14 protein-coding genes are annotated in these 15,484 nt (G+C 67.0%); 4 read left to right on the top strand and 10 right to left on the bottom strand.

Annotated features, from left to right (window positions below; genetic code table 11):
- Positions 1 to 41: 41 nt before the first annotated feature.
- Complete coding sequence (locus ACOJB8_RS30175; protein WP_475015905.1) at positions 42 to 2,594, bottom strand: AsmA family protein; 2,553 nt, start codon at positions 2,592 to 2,594, stop codon at positions 42 to 44.
- Between the two features lie 130 nt (positions 2,595 to 2,724).
- Between ACOJB8_RS30175 and ACOJB8_RS30170 the strand changes: the two genes are divergently transcribed.
- A complete protein-coding gene (locus tag ACOJB8_RS30170; protein ID WP_475015943.1) occupies positions 2,725 to 3,471 on the top strand; it encodes an ABC transporter ATP-binding protein in 747 nt (248 codons plus the stop codon).
- On the top strand, positions 3,468 to 4,280 hold the full coding sequence (locus ACOJB8_RS30165) for an ABC transporter permease (protein WP_069268113.1): 813 nt from the start codon (positions 3,468 to 3,470) through the stop codon (positions 4,278 to 4,280). The genes ACOJB8_RS30170 and ACOJB8_RS30165 overlap by 4 nt, the downstream gene beginning before the upstream one ends.
- 69 nt (positions 4,281 to 4,349) lie before the next feature.
- Here ACOJB8_RS30165 and ACOJB8_RS30160 read toward each other — a convergent pair whose 3' ends face one another.
- Together ACOJB8_RS30160 and ligD are read right to left on the bottom strand one after the other, a co-directional pair.
- On the bottom strand, positions 4,350 to 4,919 hold the full coding sequence (locus tag ACOJB8_RS30160) for a DUF6013 family protein (protein ID WP_069268114.1): 570 nt from the start codon (positions 4,917 to 4,919) through the stop codon (positions 4,350 to 4,352).
- A gap of 303 nt (positions 4,920 to 5,222) precedes the next feature.
- A complete protein-coding gene (gene ligD, locus ACOJB8_RS30155; RefSeq protein WP_475015903.1) occupies positions 5,223 to 6,170 on the bottom strand; it encodes a non-homologous end-joining DNA ligase in 948 nt (315 codons plus the stop codon).
- Positions 6,171 to 6,640: 470 nt separating this feature from the next.
- Here ligD and serB point away from each other — a divergent pair, with 470 nt between their 5' ends.
- Positions 6,641 to 7,480: a phosphoserine phosphatase SerB gene (serB, locus tag ACOJB8_RS30150; protein ID WP_069268116.1), complete on the top strand. Its 840-nt coding sequence runs from the start codon at positions 6,641 to 6,643 to the stop codon at positions 7,478 to 7,480.
- Positions 7,481 to 7,561: 81 nt separating this feature from the next.
- Here the strand turns inward: serB and ACOJB8_RS30145 are convergent, their stop codons facing one another.
- The 5 genes from ACOJB8_RS30145 to rimO form a co-directional block, all read right to left on the bottom strand.
- Positions 7,562 to 8,767 (bottom strand): cystathionine beta-lyase, encoded by a 1,206-nt coding sequence (locus tag ACOJB8_RS30145; protein ID WP_475015901.1) that lies wholly within the window; start codon positions 8,765 to 8,767, stop codon positions 7,562 to 7,564.
- A 101-nt stretch (positions 8,768 to 8,868) separates the two neighbouring features.
- A complete protein-coding gene (locus ACOJB8_RS30140; RefSeq protein WP_069268118.1) occupies positions 8,869 to 9,474 on the bottom strand; it encodes a hypothetical protein in 606 nt (201 codons plus the stop codon).
- Between the two features lie 66 nt (positions 9,475 to 9,540).
- Positions 9,541 to 10,725, bottom strand: coding sequence for a beta-ketothiolase BktB (bktB, locus tag ACOJB8_RS30135; protein WP_342945705.1), 1,185 nt, complete (start codon positions 10,723 to 10,725; stop codon positions 9,541 to 9,543).
- A gap of 37 nt (positions 10,726 to 10,762) precedes the next feature.
- Positions 10,763 to 11,713 carry a sugar kinase gene (locus ACOJB8_RS30130; protein ID WP_475015899.1) on the bottom strand — a complete coding sequence of 317 codons (951 nt, stop codon included), beginning with the start codon at positions 11,711 to 11,713 and terminating at the stop codon, positions 10,763 to 10,765.
- A 5-nt stretch (positions 11,714 to 11,718) separates the two neighbouring features.
- Positions 11,719 to 13,089: a 30S ribosomal protein S12 methylthiotransferase RimO gene (rimO, locus tag ACOJB8_RS30125; RefSeq protein WP_475015898.1), complete on the bottom strand. Its 1,371-nt coding sequence runs from the start codon at positions 13,087 to 13,089 to the stop codon at positions 11,719 to 11,721.
- Between the two features lie 283 nt (positions 13,090 to 13,372).
- Here rimO and ACOJB8_RS30120 point away from each other — a divergent pair, with 283 nt between their 5' ends.
- Positions 13,373 to 13,672 (top strand): helix-turn-helix domain-containing protein, encoded by a 300-nt coding sequence (locus tag ACOJB8_RS30120; RefSeq protein ID WP_069268122.1) that lies wholly within the window; start codon positions 13,373 to 13,375, stop codon positions 13,670 to 13,672.
- Positions 13,673 to 13,826: 154 nt separating this feature from the next.
- Here ACOJB8_RS30120 and phaR read toward each other — a convergent pair whose 3' ends face one another.
- Positions 13,827 to 14,432, bottom strand: coding sequence for a polyhydroxyalkanoate synthesis repressor PhaR (phaR, locus tag ACOJB8_RS30115; RefSeq protein WP_133186007.1), 606 nt, complete (start codon positions 14,430 to 14,432; stop codon positions 13,827 to 13,829).
- 149 nt (positions 14,433 to 14,581) lie between these two features.
- On the bottom strand, positions 14,582 to 15,322 hold the full coding sequence (locus ACOJB8_RS30110; protein ID WP_069268124.1) for a 3-ketoacyl-ACP reductase: 741 nt from the start codon (positions 15,320 to 15,322) through the stop codon (positions 14,582 to 14,584).
- Between the last annotated feature and the right edge of the window lie 162 nt (positions 15,323 to 15,484).

Genomic DNA, 15,484 nt, shown 5'->3' with positions numbered 1-15,484 from the left:
GATTGACCCGGCGCAGTGGTTTTCCGCCTAAGCCTCCTGAGTCAGCTTCCCTTGTAGAGCGGCTCCTGCCCTTGCGTCGGCTTACCCGCCGAGGCGGGCGACGGCGCGTTGCGCGTGGCCGGCCCCGCTTTCGCGCCCTTGTCACCCTTATCGCCCCTATCAGCCTTGCCGGCCTTGTCAGTCGCCGCAGCGGCGCTCGCGCCCGTGCCGGCGCTGCCGAGGTCGGGCTTCGGCAGCGCGTGCATTTTCTGGCCCGGCGGCGGCGCCACGGGATGCTGATGCATCTGCGCGAACAGCGTGTCGCACGGCAGCGGCTTGTTGTTGCTCGGCGCGATGAGCGGAATCAGTGCAGCGAACGGGTTGATCAGCCCGAGCCCGATCATCGCCCCGCCGCGCAGCGCAAGCGCCGTCGCATCCACGCCCACGTGCGGGTTCTTGAAGGTGCCCTTCACGTAGAGCGGCGAGCGCAGCGTGAAAACGCGAAACCCCTTGGTATGCGGATGGACCTTCATGTTCATCGACTCGTCGCGCAGATCGATCGGGCCGTCGATGTCGATCACGGCGTCGTCGGTGTCGAGAGCGAACACGCGCGGATCGAGCACGCCGTTGGTGGCGACGAAATCGGCCGCGGCGCAGTTGATTTTCACGTCGCGCGAGCCGAACAGCTTTTCGTAGACCACGTTCGCCACGTTCAGGCCCGCCGCCTCCATGAGCAGCATACTGATCGTGCCCTGCGTGACGAGCAGCTTCACCTCGCCGTTCGAGGTCGCAGCGAGCGCCGCCGGCGAGTTGCCGGTCGCCGTGAGCGAGGCGTCGCCGTTGATCTCGCCGAGCGCCGACTGCATCGTCTTGAAGTTCGGGAAAAGCTGCTTGAGCTTCAGGTGGCGCACCTCCAGCGTGCCGCGCGCCTTGAGCGGCGCGCCGCCGCCGTCCAGGTTCAGCCGCGTGCCGAACGTGCCGCCTGCCACGCCGAACTGCAGCGGGTCGAGCACGAGCACGCCGTTCGTCATCATGACGTGCGTGTAGAGATCCTGAACCGGCAGGCTGCCCTGCTTGATGATGCGCCGGCCCGTGAACTTGACGTCGGCGTCGATGGCGTTCCAGCGGTCGGTGCGGAACGGCTCGACCGGAATCACGCGATCGGCCGGTTGGGTCACGGTGTCGCCGCGCTTTTCCTTGCTCGCTTTGCTGTCGGCGCCGATGATCGGCGCGAGATCCGAGAACTGCAGCAGGTTCGACACCAGCTGACCGGACAAAAACGGCCGTGGCGTGCGTTGTTCGTAGACCACCGTGCCGTTCAGATCGCTGCCGCCGACGCGGCCCGTGAAGTTCTCATAGCGGAACACGCTCGCACCGCGCTTGAAATTGCCGACGAAGCGGCCTTCGGTGGCATACGGCGGCGTTTCGGGCAACGTCACGCCGGTGAGGTTGTAGAGATGCGCCAGGCTTTGCCCCTGCAGCCACAGGCGCAGATCGACGGCGGCCAGATGCATCGGGTCGGTGACCGTGCCGACCAGCGCGATGTGCATGTCGCCCACGCGCACGTCGGCCTGGATCGGGAACGGTCGCTTCGCGTCCTGCAGGGCGAGCACGCCGCCGAGTTTGCCATCGCCCGAAAGCGCCGTCTTGCCATACGTGCCCTTGATCGTCCAGCCGATCGCGTAAAACGGCTGTTTCACGGGCGGCTGCGCGGGCGCCGCGCCCGAGCCCACCACAGCGCCGCTGGCGCCGCTCGCGGCGAGCGACTGGGAGCCGGCTGCGGGCGCGCTGGTTGCGCTCGACGTACCCGTGGTTGCGCCGGCAACACTCGCGGCCGCCGGCACGCCCGAAGCCGCCGCTCCGCTCGCCTCGCTGGCCGCGCTGGCGGCCGCCGCCTCCGAAGCCTGCTCCTTGTTGACCTGCTGGGTCAGCCGGTTCGCGCCCGCACGTCCGATGACCTGCTCGGAGCCCCGGCGCGACGCCGCTGCCTGCTCCTCCATCACCTTGCCGATCGGGATGCCGTGGCCGAGCAGGCTCACCCCGATCTTCACGTCGGTTTTCGTCTGCTGGTCGCTCACGGCGATATTGCCGCTCGCGAACGTGATGTCGTGCAGATCGAGCCGCCACGTCGACGGCCCGCTCGAGGCGGGCAGCTTGAAGGTCCAGTTGTTGCGCCCGTCGACGAGGCGCTCGACGTCGATCGACGGATTTACGAGATTGATCGCCGGAATCACGATGTCGTGCGCGAGCAGCGGCAGCACGGCCACCTCGAAGTCGATCTCGTCGATCGTGGCGAACTGCGGGGACCTGGTCCACTCGGGATTGGCAATCTGGATCTGCGTGGCGGAAAAACGCGGCCAGGGCACCCACGCGCGCCAGCCCGTTTCGCCGGGCGGCCGCTGCCAGCCTACCTTGAGGTCGCCTTCGATTGCGAACGGCCGCCCAATGGCCTCGGTGACCTTCTCGTTCACGTAGGGTTTGGCGTGGTTCCAGTCGAATGTCAGGATGAAAACGACGAGCACGACAATCAACACGACGACAACCGCGGCGAGCCATGCGATGATCCTGGCGAGCGTGCGGCCAAGGCGGAAAGGCTTGGGCTGCGATGACGTCATGCGTACTCCACGTTATGCGTTGTTGTATGGCCTGCTATGTTGCAATACCGCAAGAGCAGTCAGCGTGCCCGGTTACATCGGCATGTCTGCCTCGCACGATCTGTATGCCGACCCTGTTTGCAATCTTTCGATGCTCAAGCACAACCCGCTTCCCCCGCCCCAAACTGATGGCGCGCCGCTCGTCGAGGCGCACCGGGTCGCCCGGCGCAATGCGCAACGCGGCCAGTGGCTGCTGCATCCCACCGATTTCGCCCTGCGGGCGGGCGAGCGCGCCGTGCTGACGGGACCGTCCGGCTCCGGCAAGAGTGTGTTCCTGCGCGCGCTCGCGCTGCTCGACCCGCTCGACGGCGGCGACGTGCGCTGGCATGGCGAACCGGTCACGCGCGGGCGCATTGTCCACTATCGGCGGCATATTGCGTACCTGCGGCAGCGGCCCGCGCTGCTGGACGGCAGCGTCGAGGACAATCTGCGCTACCCCTATACGCTAGCGGTATACCGCGACGCGCGATTCGACCCGGCCCGCGTCGGCGCGCTCTTCGCCGCCACCGGCCGTTCCAGCGACTTCCTCGCGCGCGACACCTCCGAGCTTTCGGGCGGCGAAGCGCAGATCGTGGCGCTCGTGCGCGTGCTCCAGCTCGACCCCGAAGCGCTGCTGCTCGACGAGCCGACCGCGTCTCTCGACCCCGAATCGGCGCGCGCCGTCGAAGCACTCGTCGCGGGCTGGTTCGACGAAGCGCGCACGGCGCGCGCCACGGTCTGGGTCTCGCACGATCCCGCCCAGGCACAGCGCGTAGGCGCGCGGCATCTGACGATGCGCGCAGGTGTGCTCGAAGAACCCGCCACGCGCGCGGCATTCACACAGGGAGCCGCACAATGAGCCCGGGCGTGCTGCAGAACCTCGGCATCGGCGACGTCGCCATTGCGGCGCTGCTCGTGTTCGTCAACGGCGCGGTCTCTGTGCTGCTCAAACTCGATCTCGAACGCAAGCTGGCGTGGGCCGCCGTGCGCACCGTCGTGCAGCTGCTTGCGATCGGCTACGTGCTCGGCTGGGTGTTCGCGTTCAACCGCTGGTACGTCGTGCTGCCGCTCATGGCACTCATGACGCTGATCGCGGGCTTCGCAGGGGCGCAGCGCGGCGCGCGCACCTATGGCGGGCAACGTGCGGACAGCATCGTGTCGATCTGGGTGAGCGCGTGGCTCGTCGCGGCGGTCGGGCTGTTCGTGGTGATCCGCATCCGGCCGTGGTACGAGCCGCAATATGCGATTCCGATCCTAGGCATGATTCTCGGCAACACGCTGACAGGGGTGTCGCTCGGCGTGGAGCGCATGATGCAGGAGCTGACCGCGCGGCGCGATCGTGTGGAGAGCGCGCTCGCACTCGGCGCGACACGCTGGGAAGCCGCGCAGGCGAGCGCCCGCGAGGCCGTGCGCGCCGGCATGATTCCGACGCTCAACCAGATGGCCGTGGTCGGCGTGGTGAGCCTGCCCGGCATGATGACGGGCCAGGTGCTCGCGGGGCAATCGCCGCTACAGGCCGTGCGCTATCAGATCGTGATCATGTTCCTGATCGCGGCTTCGTCGGCACTCGGCACGGTGGGCGCGGTGCTGCTCGCGTACCGGCGCCTCTTCTCGCCCCAGCATCGCTTTCTCGCTGCGCGGCTCATCGAGCGCAAGGCACGCGCTTAACGCCGGGGCGCCGTGCGCGGCCGGCGCGCGTTGTGCGCCTCGCCGGCCATCCCGCGCTCAAGGCGCGCCCTAGCGCTGCGCCGAGATGGTGATCTGCGTGCCGTCGCCGAGCTTGAGCGTCTTCGCGGTGCCATTGGTCGGCATCGTAAGGTGGGCGACTTCGCTATGCGCGACCACGGCGGGGCACGTGATCGAAGCGCCGTTGCTCGACACCGATTGCGTGCCGTGCGGCGCCTGGGCGCGGAAGCTCACCTGCACGGTGGCCGTGCCATTGCTCGCGACGATTGGCGCAAGACGCAACTGGGTCTGCCGGACCATCGCGCCGTTCGCGTCGAGCGGCAACGAAGCGTAGTCCGGGCAGCCTTGCGGCGTCGCGACCGCGCCGCCCGGCGGCGTGGTCCGCCAGGTGAAGTCGTCGGTATCGCCCGAACGCAGCGTGCGGGTCTCCTGGGCGTCGCCGAACGCCTTCGACGCGACCCGAACCGTATAGCGGATCGGCCCGTCGGTTGCGGCCTTCGAGGTGACCGTGATCGGCGTGGCCGCGAGTGCCGGCAGCGCGATCGCGCAGGAAGCGGCGAGGACAAACTGGACGAGCGCCGCGTGGCGGCGGCGAGTATGGCGGGAGCTGCGGCAAGGCATGCGTCACCTCCTGGCGGGAACGGCCGCGCCCGCGAGCGAAAAGCGGCGTACGCAACGAACGCGGCGAGCCGCGAAACGCCAGGTACGACGCTCCGCTCCCGTGCGGCGGATGGTCTGTTAGCAGTCTAGCGCGCTGCGCGCCGCCTTGCGCCGAGCACATGCATCGAGCGGACCAGGTTTTATCCTGCTTGTCATCACGAGCGATTTGCTTGCCGTCCGACGACGCGCGGCTGGCTTGGGGCGGCGTCTGTATGGTCGACGCGCCATGCATACACGGCACGCGCCAACCCTCACCTGGTGCCGCTACTTGCCGGCGGTTTCGAGACCCAGCGTCAGTTCCGCCGTCAACGTCTGGCGCACGCGCCCATAGGCGGCCCAAGGGTCGGCTTGCCCGATCTGCGCGAGGCGCGCGTCGATCGTCGCAAGCGTCCATTGCGCGCCGCCCGTCGTCGCCTCCAGTTCGTCCCAGCCGATCGGCACGGACACGCCCAGGCCCGGCCGCGCCCGCACGCCATACGCGAGCGCCGTGCTCGCCCCGCGCGCATTGCGCAGATAGTCGACGAAAATCTTCTTCTTGCGGTGTTCGGGGCCCATGGTGGCCGTGATCTGCGTGGGCCAGACGGAGGCCAGATGCTGCGCAACCGCACGGGCGAACGCCTTCGCGTCGTCCCAGCCCGCCTCCGGCGTGAGCGGCACGACGATATGCAGCCCCTTGCCGCCGCTCGTCTTGCAAAACGATTCCAGCCTGAGTTCCGCAAGCAAGGCGCGCGTGGACTGCGCCGCCTCGATCATGCGGTCCCAGCCCAGTGCCGGATCGGGGTCGAGGTCGAACACGACCCGATCCGGCCGCTCGATGTCGTGGACGCAGGCGTTCCACGTGTGCAGCTCGATGACATCCATCTGCGCGGCGCTGATCAGCGCTCGCGCCGTATCGATCGTGAGCAGCGGCGGATGGCCCGGGTCGAGCCCTTCGTGTTCGCTGAGTTCAGGCAGCGGGGCGCGAGCGCGATGGCGCTGAAAGAACATCTCGCCGCTCAAGCCCCGTGGTGCACGCACGAGCGACACGGGGCGATCGGCCAGATGCGGCAGGATCCAGCGCGCGGCGCGCTCGTAGTAGCGGACGAGTTCGAGCTTGTGCGTGCCGCTGTCCGCATCGATGACGCGCCTTGCGCTCGTGATGCGTATGCCGTCGATTTCGCTGTCGGCCGAGTCGTCGCGCCGGCGCCGTGCGCTACGAGGCAAGCGGTGCACGGACGCGCCAGGCGTGGCCGGTGCGGCGGCGTCCGATGTCGGGGCCCGCTCGCCGCGCGGCGTTCGGGCAGATGTCGTGGTTGGGGCCTTGCGAGCGTCCTGCATACCGGTTCCCCTGGCGCCTTGGCGCACATGACGCATCGCGCGACGCGAGTCGCGACACGTTCGGTTGACGGCACGCGGCGGCCGCCCCCGTCGGATCGCCGCATGAACTTTCATTGTGCCTCGAATGGGCGCTTTCGTCGCTGTAAGGTGTCCGCAAACGCACGCCAAAAACAGGGAAGCATCCGCCAGGCGCGCCAACGCGACGGGCGGCGCAGGCGACCGCAGCGGTCGGCGGGACGTTACAATGACGGGCTTTGCCGCGCACTGCAGGGAGCACTGCGAGGTCTTGCACGCACACGCGCGACTGCGCCCTTATTCATCCGATCGATCCGGCGACGCCGTGCGTCGGCTTTGCCCGTCCTGCCATGAACCTCGTCATCCAGAGTCCCGCCCCGCTCGACATCGTCCATCACAAGCCGCTCCTCGGCCTCGCCCGCGGCAGCCGCCTCGCGCCGATCGACGCCCACGCGCTGCGCATCGAGAACGCCGAGCCGGCCCAGCGCGCCGACCTCGAGGTCTACTGCGGCACGCATCAGCTCGACTATGCGTTCGTCGACGCCGGCCGCACACTCGCCGATTTCGGCCTGCTGGCAATGGACATGGACTCGACGCTCATCACGATCGAATGCATCGACGAAATCGCCGACTTCTGCGGTCTGAAGGCCGAGGTCGCGGCGATTACCGAAGCGTCGATGCGCGGCGAGATCAAGGACTTCAACGAAAGCCTCACACGCCGCGTGGCGCTTCTCGAGGGGCTCGACGCGAGCGCGCTGGAGCGCGTGTACGAGGAACGCCTGCAGCTCTCGCCGGGCGCCGAGCCGATGCTCGCGGGCGCGAAGGCCGCGGGGCTGAAGACGCTACTGGTTTCCGGCGGCTTCACGTTCTTCACCGAGCGCCTGAAAGCGCGTCTCGGGCTCGACTACACGCGCGCGAATACGCTAGAGATCGTCGACGGCAAGCTCACGGGCCGCGTGACGGGCGAGATCGTCAACGCCGACGTGAAGGCGCGTACGCTCGTCGAAGCCTGTGCCGAAATCGGCATCGACCCGCGCCGCGCAATCGCGATGGGTGACGGCTCGAACGACCTCAAGATGATGGGCGTGGCCGGTTTGTCGGTCGCGTTCCGCGCCAAGCCCGTGGTACGCGAGGCGGCGAGCGTCGCGTTCAACTTCGTCGGGCTCGACGGCTTGCTGCGTCTGTTCTGATTCGGGTTTCGCGGCAGGCAGATACGCCAACGGCCGCTCGTGTCCGTGTGGACGCAAGTGGCCGTTGTGGCTTTATGCAGGTTATTCAGGCGTGCTTGTTTTTTCCGCGAGCCTGGCCAGCGAGCGCTCGATATCGGCGCGCAGATCGGCTTCGTCTTCGAGGCCGATGTAGAAACGCACCAGCGTGCCGCGATGCGGCCAGCTCTCGGCCGTGCGCATCGAACCGACGTCGTACGGCATTGCCAGGCTATGCGCCCCGCCCCAGCTCCAGCCCAACGCGAAGAGTTCGAGCGACTCACAGAACGTGTCGATCTGCGCCGCGCTATAGCGCTCGTCGAACACCACGGAAAAGAGACCGCCCGCGCCCGTGAAGTCGCGCTTGTAGAACTCGTGACCCGGGCAGTCTTCGAACGCCGGATGCAGCATCACCGCGATTTCGGGGCGCGTCTTGAGCCAGCTCGCGAGTCCGAGCGCGGTGCGATCGTGCGCCTCGAAGCGCGCCTTCATGCTCGGCAGCGCGCGCAGCACGAGCGAGCAGTCGTCGACCGAGACGCCGATGCCAAGCCGCATGCGCGCGGCCTTCAGCTTGAGATAGAGATCGCGCTCGGCCGTGATGGTCGCGCCCATCAGCACGTCGCTGCCACCCGATTGATACTTCGTGAGCGCCTGCACCGAGATGTCGATGCCGTGCTCGAACGGCCTGAAGGCGAGGCCCGCCGACCACGTATTGTCGATGGCCGTCACGACGTTGCGTGCGCGCGCCGCCGCGGTGATCGCGCGCACGTCGGGCACTTCCATCGTCACCGAGCCGGGCGCTTCCAGCCAGATCAGCTTCGTGTTCGGCTGGATCAGCTCAGCGATGCCCGCGCCGATCATCGGATCGTAATAGCGTGCCGTAAGGCCGAAGTCTCGCGCGAGCCAATCGCCGTGGTCGCGGTTCGGCGAATAGACGTTATCGGGAATCAGCACATCGTCGCCCGACTTCAGCAGTCCGAAGTAGACGTTCGAGATGGCCGAGAGGCCCGAGGGTTGCAGCAGCGCATGCTCGCCGCCTTCGATCTCGGCGATGCGCTTTTGCAGCATGGCCGAGGTGGGCGTGGCGTGCAGGCCGTAACGCCATTGCGCGTCGTTGCGCCAGTCGAGCGCGCGAACCGAAGCGAGGTCGGGAAACACCACGGTCGACGCCCGCGTGACTGGCGCGGCGAACGACTCGAAGCCGGGCGTGAGGTCGTCTTGCGGATGAACGATGCGCGTCTGCAATGCGCGGCTGGAGTCGGATTTGGTCATGTCGGAGCGTATTCGGTTGAGGCGCGATGACGTTGCGGCGCGCGGCTTGCGCGATGGCGCGCGCAACGCCGCATACCGAAGAGTAACACCCGCAGCGGCGCTTACTGCCCGAGGATGAGATTGCTCACGCCGTTCACGGCATGTGCGCCGTTCGACGTCGACGCGCTCGCGCTCGCCGCGCCGGTCGACACGGCCGGAGCCGCGGCGCCCGCCGCGAGCGGCTTCAGATCGAACGGCACCGGATGGGAATCGTCCGGGTCCATGCGGTCGCCCGAAAGCGAGCCGTCCTCGGCGAACGTGCCCACCCAGTTGCCGGTGATATGCGTGCCGTCGTTCGAGTCCTCGGCTTCGAGCGTCGCGTCGGCGCGATCGCCGGCGATCAGGATCACCTCGCCGGTGTCCGTGAACTGGTATTCGCCATGCACGCCGGTCGGGTCGTCGTCGCCGGCCTTGGCGCCGAGACGCATGACGATCTGGCGCTTGCCGAGCGTGCCGACGTATTGCGGCAGCTTCGCGAACTCGGGGTTCGGCTTGAGCGTGGATTTGACCGGCGGCTGCGCGCCTGCGTCCTGCGCGTGCGCCGCGATCGGCAGCGCGAGGACCATGGCCGCTGCGGCCACGGCCACGATCCAGCCGCGCGCCTTGCTGGCGCTGCGCTGTCGGGCGGCCGCGCGCGGCGGCCGCTGTGCTTGCGTCAATCCTTCCATCTGCATCCTTCCTTCACTTGCGCAGCGGCCTTGCGCGAGCCGCGAGCCGCGCGTCACGAGTCGGCGTCAAATCCGTTCGAAGATGGCCGCAATCCCCTGGCCGCCGCCGATGCACATCGTCACTAGCGCGTAGCGGCCGCCGATACGCTGCAGTTCATAAAGCGCCTTCACGGTGATGAGCGCACCGGTCGCACCGATCGGATGGCCGAGCGAGATGCCCGAGCCGTTCGGATTGACCTTGGCCGGGTCGAGCCCGAGCTCCTGCGACACCGCACAGGCCTGCGCCGCAAAGGCTTCGTTGGCTTCGATCACGTCGAGGTCGCTGACCTCGAGACCCGCGCGCTCGAGCGCCTTCTGCGTGGCCGGCACGGGGCCGATGCCCATGTACGCCGGATCGACGCCCGCGTGCGCGTACGAGACGAGGCGCGCGAGCGGCTTCACGCCGCGCGCGCGGGCAGCGTCCGCGCTCATCAGCAGCACCGCGGCGGCCGCGTCGTTGATGCCCGACGCGTTGCCCGCCGTCACCGTGCCGCTCTCCTTCGCGAACACGGGCTTGAGCTTCGAGAAGTCCTCGAGCGTCGCGCCATGGCGCACGTGCTCGTCGGCATCGAACAGCACTTCGCCCTTCTTCGACTTGATCGAGATGGGCAGGATCTGATCCTTGAAGCGGCCTTCGACGACCGCACGCTCGGCGCGGCGATGCGATTCGAGCGCGAGCGCGTCCTGCGCCTCGCGCGTGATGCCGAACTTCTTCGCGACGTTTTCCGCCGTCACGCCCATGTGGATCGTCTGGAACGGGTCGTGCAGCGCGCCGGTCATCATGTCGACGAGCTGCGTGTCGCCCATGCGCTGGCCGAAACGGGCGGCCGGCATCGAGTACGGCGCGCGGCTCATGTTTTCCGCGCCGCCGCCGATCGCGATATCGGCGTCGCCGAGCAGAATGGTTTGCGCCGCCGAAACGATCGCCTGCAGGCCGGAGCCGCACAGGCGGTTCACGGTCAAGGCCGGCGCGTGCTGCGCAACGCCGCCGTTGATGGCGGCCACGCGCGCGAGGTACATGTCCTTGGGCTCCGTGTGCACGACGTTGCCGAACACCACGTGACCCACCGCGTCGCCTTCCACGTTCGCGCGCGAGAGCGCTTCGCGCACCACGCGCGCGCCGAGATCCGTCGGCGAGAAGTCCTTCAGGCTGCCGCCGAAGTCGCCGATTGCCGTGCGCACGCCACTTGCCACCACTACTTCGCGTTCCATAGTCTTGCTCCTCGTCTTCCTGGATGGATGAATCTTGTTATTCGTGTGCTGCGCTTTCAGGCAGATTTGCCAGCAAACGCTCGACATCCTGGCGATACGGGATTGGCGCAACCGCGCCGAAGCCGAGCGTCGAAAGCGCGGCGGCCGCGTTCGCATAGCGCGCCGCCGCGAACGGATCGTCGCCGGCTGCGAGCCGCGCGACGAATGCGCCGCCGAAGCAGTCGCCAGCGCCCGTGGCATCCACAGCCGCGACCACGTGGCCCGGCACGACGCGCCGTTCATCGGGCGTCGCCACATAGGCGCCGTCCTTGCCCAGCTTCAACGCGACCACTCGGGCGCCGCGCGCGAGCAGGTAATCGAGGATCGCGTCGCGATCGTCGAGGCCTGTGAGCACCGCCACGTCGTCCCAGCTGGGCAGGCAGATATCGGTGAGGCGCAGCACCTCGTTCATCACGGCGCGGGCGCGCGCGAGCGGCCACAGCTTCAGGCGCAGGTTGGTGTCGAAGCTCACGCGCACGCCGTTGGCGCGGGCATGCTCGACGGCGGCGAGTGCCGCGTCGCAGGCGCTATCGCTGATCGCCACGCTGATGCCGGAAAGATGCAGCACACGCGCAGCCGCGATGATGTCGAGCGGCAAATCGCGCGGTGTGTAACGGCTCGCGGCCGAACCCTTGCGCAGATAGTCGAAGGCATGGCCGGCCGGGCCGTGCGAGACGAAGTAGACGCCCGTAGGCGGCGTGGCGTCCACTCGCACCGTCGAGGTGTCGACGCCTTCCCGCGTCCACAGGTCGATCAGGAGGCGTCCGAAATGATCGTCGCCGACGGCCGAGACGAAACCCGTGCGTGCGCCCTGGCGAGCCGCCGCGATGGCGAAGTTCGACGTGTCGCCGCCAAAGCCCTGCAAATACTCGGGGCGGTCTTTCGACGCCTGGTTGAACTCGACCATGGCCTCGCCATAAGCGAGGACTTGCGGAGCGACGCTCGTCATGCCCCTCAGACCTCGCCCCAGAGATCGTGGCCATCCGCGCCGGTGATCTTCACCGAAACGAAGTCGCCGACCTTGTAGCGCTTCGATGCCTTGGTCGCCGGCGCGACATACACCACGCCGTCGATCTCGGGCGCATCCGCCGCAGTGCGGCCAATGCCGCCGTCGACGTTGATCTCGTCGATCAGCACCTTGAGAGTCTTGCCCACCTTGCGCTGGATGCGCTTGGCCGAGACCTGCTCCGCCACTTCCATGAAGCGCGCGCGGCGTTCCTCGCGCACGTCGTCGGGCAGCGCGCCGTCGAGCTCGTTCGCCGTTGCGCCTTCGACCGGCGAATAGGCGAAGCAGCCCACGCGGTCGAGTTCGGCCTCGCGGATGAAGTCGAGCAGCGTTTCGAACTGCGCTTCGGTCTCGCCGGGGAAGCCGGCGATGAACGTGCTGCGGATCGTGAGATCGGGGCACATTTCGCGCCAGGCCTTCACGCGCTCCATGACCTTCTCCGCGTTTGCGGGACGCTTCATGCGCTTGAGCACCTCGGGATGCGCGTGCTGGAACGGCACATCGAGATACGGCAGCACGTGGCCCTTGAACGGGCCTTCGGCCATCATCGGAATCACTTCGTCCACGCTCGGATACGGGTAGACGTAGTGCAGGCGCACCCAGGCGCCATATTGCGCAGCCAGCTCGCCCAATGCCGCGACGAGGTCGGTCATGCGCGTCTTGATCGGCTTGCCGTTCCAGAAGCCGGTGCGGAACTTCACGTCCACGCCGTAAGCGCTCGTGTCCTGTGAAATGACGAGCAGCTCCTTCACACCGGACTTGAAGAGGTTTTCCGCTTCGAGCATGACCTCGGCGACCGGGCGCGACACGAGGTCGCCGCGCATCGACGGGATGATGCAGAACGTGCAGCGGTGGTTGCAGCCTTCGGAGATCTTCAGGTACGCGTAATGGCGCGGCGTGAGCTTGATGCCCGCCGGCGGCACGAGGTCGACGAACGGATCGTGCGGTTTAGGCAGGTGGCTGTGCACGGCCTGCATGACTTCGCCCACGGCGTGCGGGCCGGTCACGGCAAGCACCTTCGGATGCACTTCCTCGATCAGGTTCGAGCCGCTCGCGCTCGCCTTCTTGCCGAGACACCCGGTGACGATCACCTTGCCGTTCTCGGAAAGCGCTTCGCCGATGGCGTCGAGACTCTCCTGCACCGCTTCGTCGATGAAGCCGCAGGTATTGACGACCACGAGATCCGCGCCGTCGTAGGACCCCGAGATTTCGTACCCCTCGGCGCGCAGCTGGGTAATGATCTGCTCGGAGTCGACAAGCGCCTTCGGGCAGCCGAGGGAAACCATCCCGACGCGCGGAGCAGGATTGCGGGAGGTCATTGATTCAACAGGGTTTTTCACGTGTACGTCCGGATGTGGGGCGCAGAGCGAAGGTAGCGCCGCGCGGGGTCAAGCCAATCCGCCATTTTACCCGTTTGGCGTATCGTGCGGCGCAGCATGGTGGATGCGCGCGTTGTGGCGCCGGGGTCGGATTGAATATGGACGGAATCAAACTTCGTTCAGCTATCGCTCGCCTGTGAACTGCGCATCCGGATAATTTTCGCCGAGTGCGCCTCGAGCACGGACAACGCAACCTGGACCGTTGCGCGGAGAGAACGAAAACATGAACGAGAAAATGGAACTGTTTCAGCCTGAACTGCTAAAGCCGGCGCGCGAGTTGAAAGCATGCCGCCGTGCCTCGAGTGGCGCATTGCGCGTCACCGGCCACAAGCCCACCGCCGCTGCGCTCGCGCGTGCGGGGGCCGGCCTCTCGCAAAGCGCGTTCGCGGCACTGCTGGGCGTTTCCACGCGCACGCTGCAGGACTGGGAGCAAGGCCGCCGCAAGCCGACCGGCGCCGCGCAAACCCTCTTGCGGGTGGCCGTGGCGCACCCTGAAGCGTTGCGCGACCTGCAAAGCGCTTGATGGCAAATGAGGGCGGCGGCATTGCACCCGCGCCAGCCGCCTCGCAAAGCGAAGCACAGCGCTCGCGCGGCAACGCGCCGCCACGGCGCGCCGGGTAAGCGACAGCGCACCGCGACCTGGCGGCGCGCGCCACCCGCCGTGTGCGCCGCGCCGCTTACTTCTTCTCTTCTTCGCCACCTTCAGGCGCGCCCTGTGCCGGCGCCGCCGCGCCGCCCGGCGTCACGGGCTTGAACGGGAAGCTGCTGAACATGTTCTTCGCCTGGTTCTGCATCTGCTCCTGCATCTGCACGAACATGTTCTTCGACTGCTCGATGTAGCTCGTCATCATGCCTTGCATCATCGGCGCCTGCATGTTCATGAACTGCGACCAGACTTCGGGATTCATCGCGTTGCCTTCGTAAAGGCTCTTCGACTGGTCCGCGAGCTTGTTCTGGATGTCGATGAACGCCTGGATGTTCTTTTCCAGGTAAGTGCCCATCATGCCCTGCATCGCATGTCCATAGAAACGGATGATCTGCGACAGCATCGATGACGAGAACATCGGCAGACCGCCGCTTTCCTCTTCGAGAATGATCTGCAGCAGGATGCTGCGCGTCAGATCCTCGTTGGTCTTCGCGTCGATGACCTTGAACTCCTCCTGCTCCAGCACGAGTTGCTTCACGTCCGTCAACGTGATGTACGTGCTCGTCTCCGTGTCGTACAGCCGACGATTCGGATATTTCTTGATGAGACGTTCGGCGGTTTTCTTTGTAGTCGTCATGTGTCGCCCTTGTTAGCGCCAACGCGCGGCGGCCATTGCCGTCGCGCGTTGGTCTAGCCCGGAAACGGCCTGCCCCGGTGAGCAAACAGGCCCGCTGCCGTCCTCGATCCCAGCTTCGCGCGTCCCCTGCAGGCGCGCTGCGCTCGGGATCAGCCCATGTGCAACCCGCCATTCAGCGAGAAGTCAGCACCGGTTGCGAAGCCTGACTCGTCGGACGCGAGCCACGCCACGATCGACGCGATTTCCTCCGGCGCGCCGAGACGGCGCACCGGAATCGTCGCGACGATCTTTTCCAGCACGTCGGGACGGATGGACTTCACCATGTCCGTGCCGATATAGCCCGGCGAAACGGTGTTGACCGTCACGCCCTTGGTCGCCACTTCCTGGGCCAGCGCCATCGTGAAGCCGTGAATGCCGGCCTTGGCCGTGGAATAGTTGGTCTGCCCGAACTGGCCCTTCTGGCCGTTCACCGACGAAATGTTGATGATGCGGCCCCAGCCGCGCTCGACCATGCCGTCGATCACCTGCTTCGTGACGTTGAAGAGGCTCGTGAGATTGGTGTCGATCACGGCCGTCCAGTCTTCACGCGTCATCTTGCGGAAGACGACGTCGCGCGTAATACCGGCGTTGTTCACGAGCACGTCGATTTCACCGACCTCGGCCTTGACCTTGTCGAACGCCTGGCGCGTCGAATCCCAGTCGCCCACGTTGCCTTCAGAGGCCACGAAGTCGAAACCGAGCGCCTTCTGGTCTTCCAGCCACTTCGCGCGGCGCGGCGAATGCGGGCCGCAGCCTGCGACCACCTTGAAACCCTGCTTGGCGAGGCGCTGGCAAATGCCCGTGCCGATGCCGCCCATCCCGCCCGTTACATACGCAATACGCTCTGACATAAACCACACTCCATTATCGTTTTCCGGCTGCGCCGTTCGCGGTTATTGGTCACCCCGCTGGTCACAAGCGCCGCAGCGGACCACTCGCAGTCCGCTCCGGCAGTGACATCAAGCGCGCTCGAGCGCGAGCGCCACGCCCATGCCGCCGCCGATGCACAGCGA

This window comes from Paraburkholderia sp. BR10141, from assembly GCF_056155635.1.
Note: the sequence above shows the minus strand (reverse complement) of the source record. Positions and strands in the feature narration are given on the sequence as shown.

What these genes read in the sequence shown, in the direction of transcription:
- ACOJB8_RS30175 (WP_475015905.1), bottom strand. Translation starts at nt 2,594, where the DNA reads ATGACGTCATCGCAGCCCAAGCCTTTCCGCCTTGGCCGCACGCTCGCC.
- ACOJB8_RS30170 (WP_475015943.1), top strand. Translation starts at nt 2,725, where the DNA reads ATGCTCAAGCACAACCCGCTTCCCCCGCCCCAAACTGATGGCGCGCCG.
- ACOJB8_RS30165 (WP_069268113.1), top strand. Translation starts at nt 3,468, where the DNA reads ATGAGCCCGGGCGTGCTGCAGAACCTCGGCATCGGCGACGTCGCCATT.
- ACOJB8_RS30160 (WP_069268114.1), bottom strand. Translation starts at nt 4,919, where the DNA reads ATGCCTTGCCGCAGCTCCCGCCATACTCGCCGCCGCCACGCGGCGCTC.
- serB (WP_069268116.1), top strand. Translation starts at nt 6,641, where the DNA reads ATGAACCTCGTCATCCAGAGTCCCGCCCCGCTCGACATCGTCCATCAC.
- ACOJB8_RS30145 (WP_475015901.1), bottom strand. Translation starts at nt 8,767, where the DNA reads ATGACCAAATCCGACTCCAGCCGCGCATTGCAGACGCGCATCGTTCAT.
- ACOJB8_RS30140 (WP_069268118.1), bottom strand. Translation starts at nt 9,474, where the DNA reads ATGGAAGGATTGACGCAAGCACAGCGGCCGCCGCGCGCGGCCGCCCGA.
- bktB (WP_342945705.1), bottom strand. Translation starts at nt 10,725, where the DNA reads ATGGAACGCGAAGTAGTGGTGGCAAGTGGCGTGCGCACGGCAATCGGC.
- ACOJB8_RS30130 (WP_475015899.1), bottom strand. Translation starts at nt 11,713, where the DNA reads ATGACGAGCGTCGCTCCGCAAGTCCTCGCTTATGGCGAGGCCATGGTC.
- rimO (WP_475015898.1), bottom strand. Translation starts at nt 13,089, where the DNA reads ATGACCTCCCGCAATCCTGCTCCGCGCGTCGGGATGGTTTCCCTCGGC.
- ACOJB8_RS30120 (WP_069268122.1), top strand. Translation starts at nt 13,373, where the DNA reads ATGAACGAGAAAATGGAACTGTTTCAGCCTGAACTGCTAAAGCCGGCG.
- phaR (WP_133186007.1), bottom strand. Translation starts at nt 14,432, where the DNA reads ATGACGACTACAAAGAAAACCGCCGAACGTCTCATCAAGAAATATCCG.
- ACOJB8_RS30110 (WP_069268124.1), bottom strand. Translation starts at nt 15,322, where the DNA reads ATGTCAGAGCGTATTGCGTATGTAACGGGCGGGATGGGCGGCATCGGC.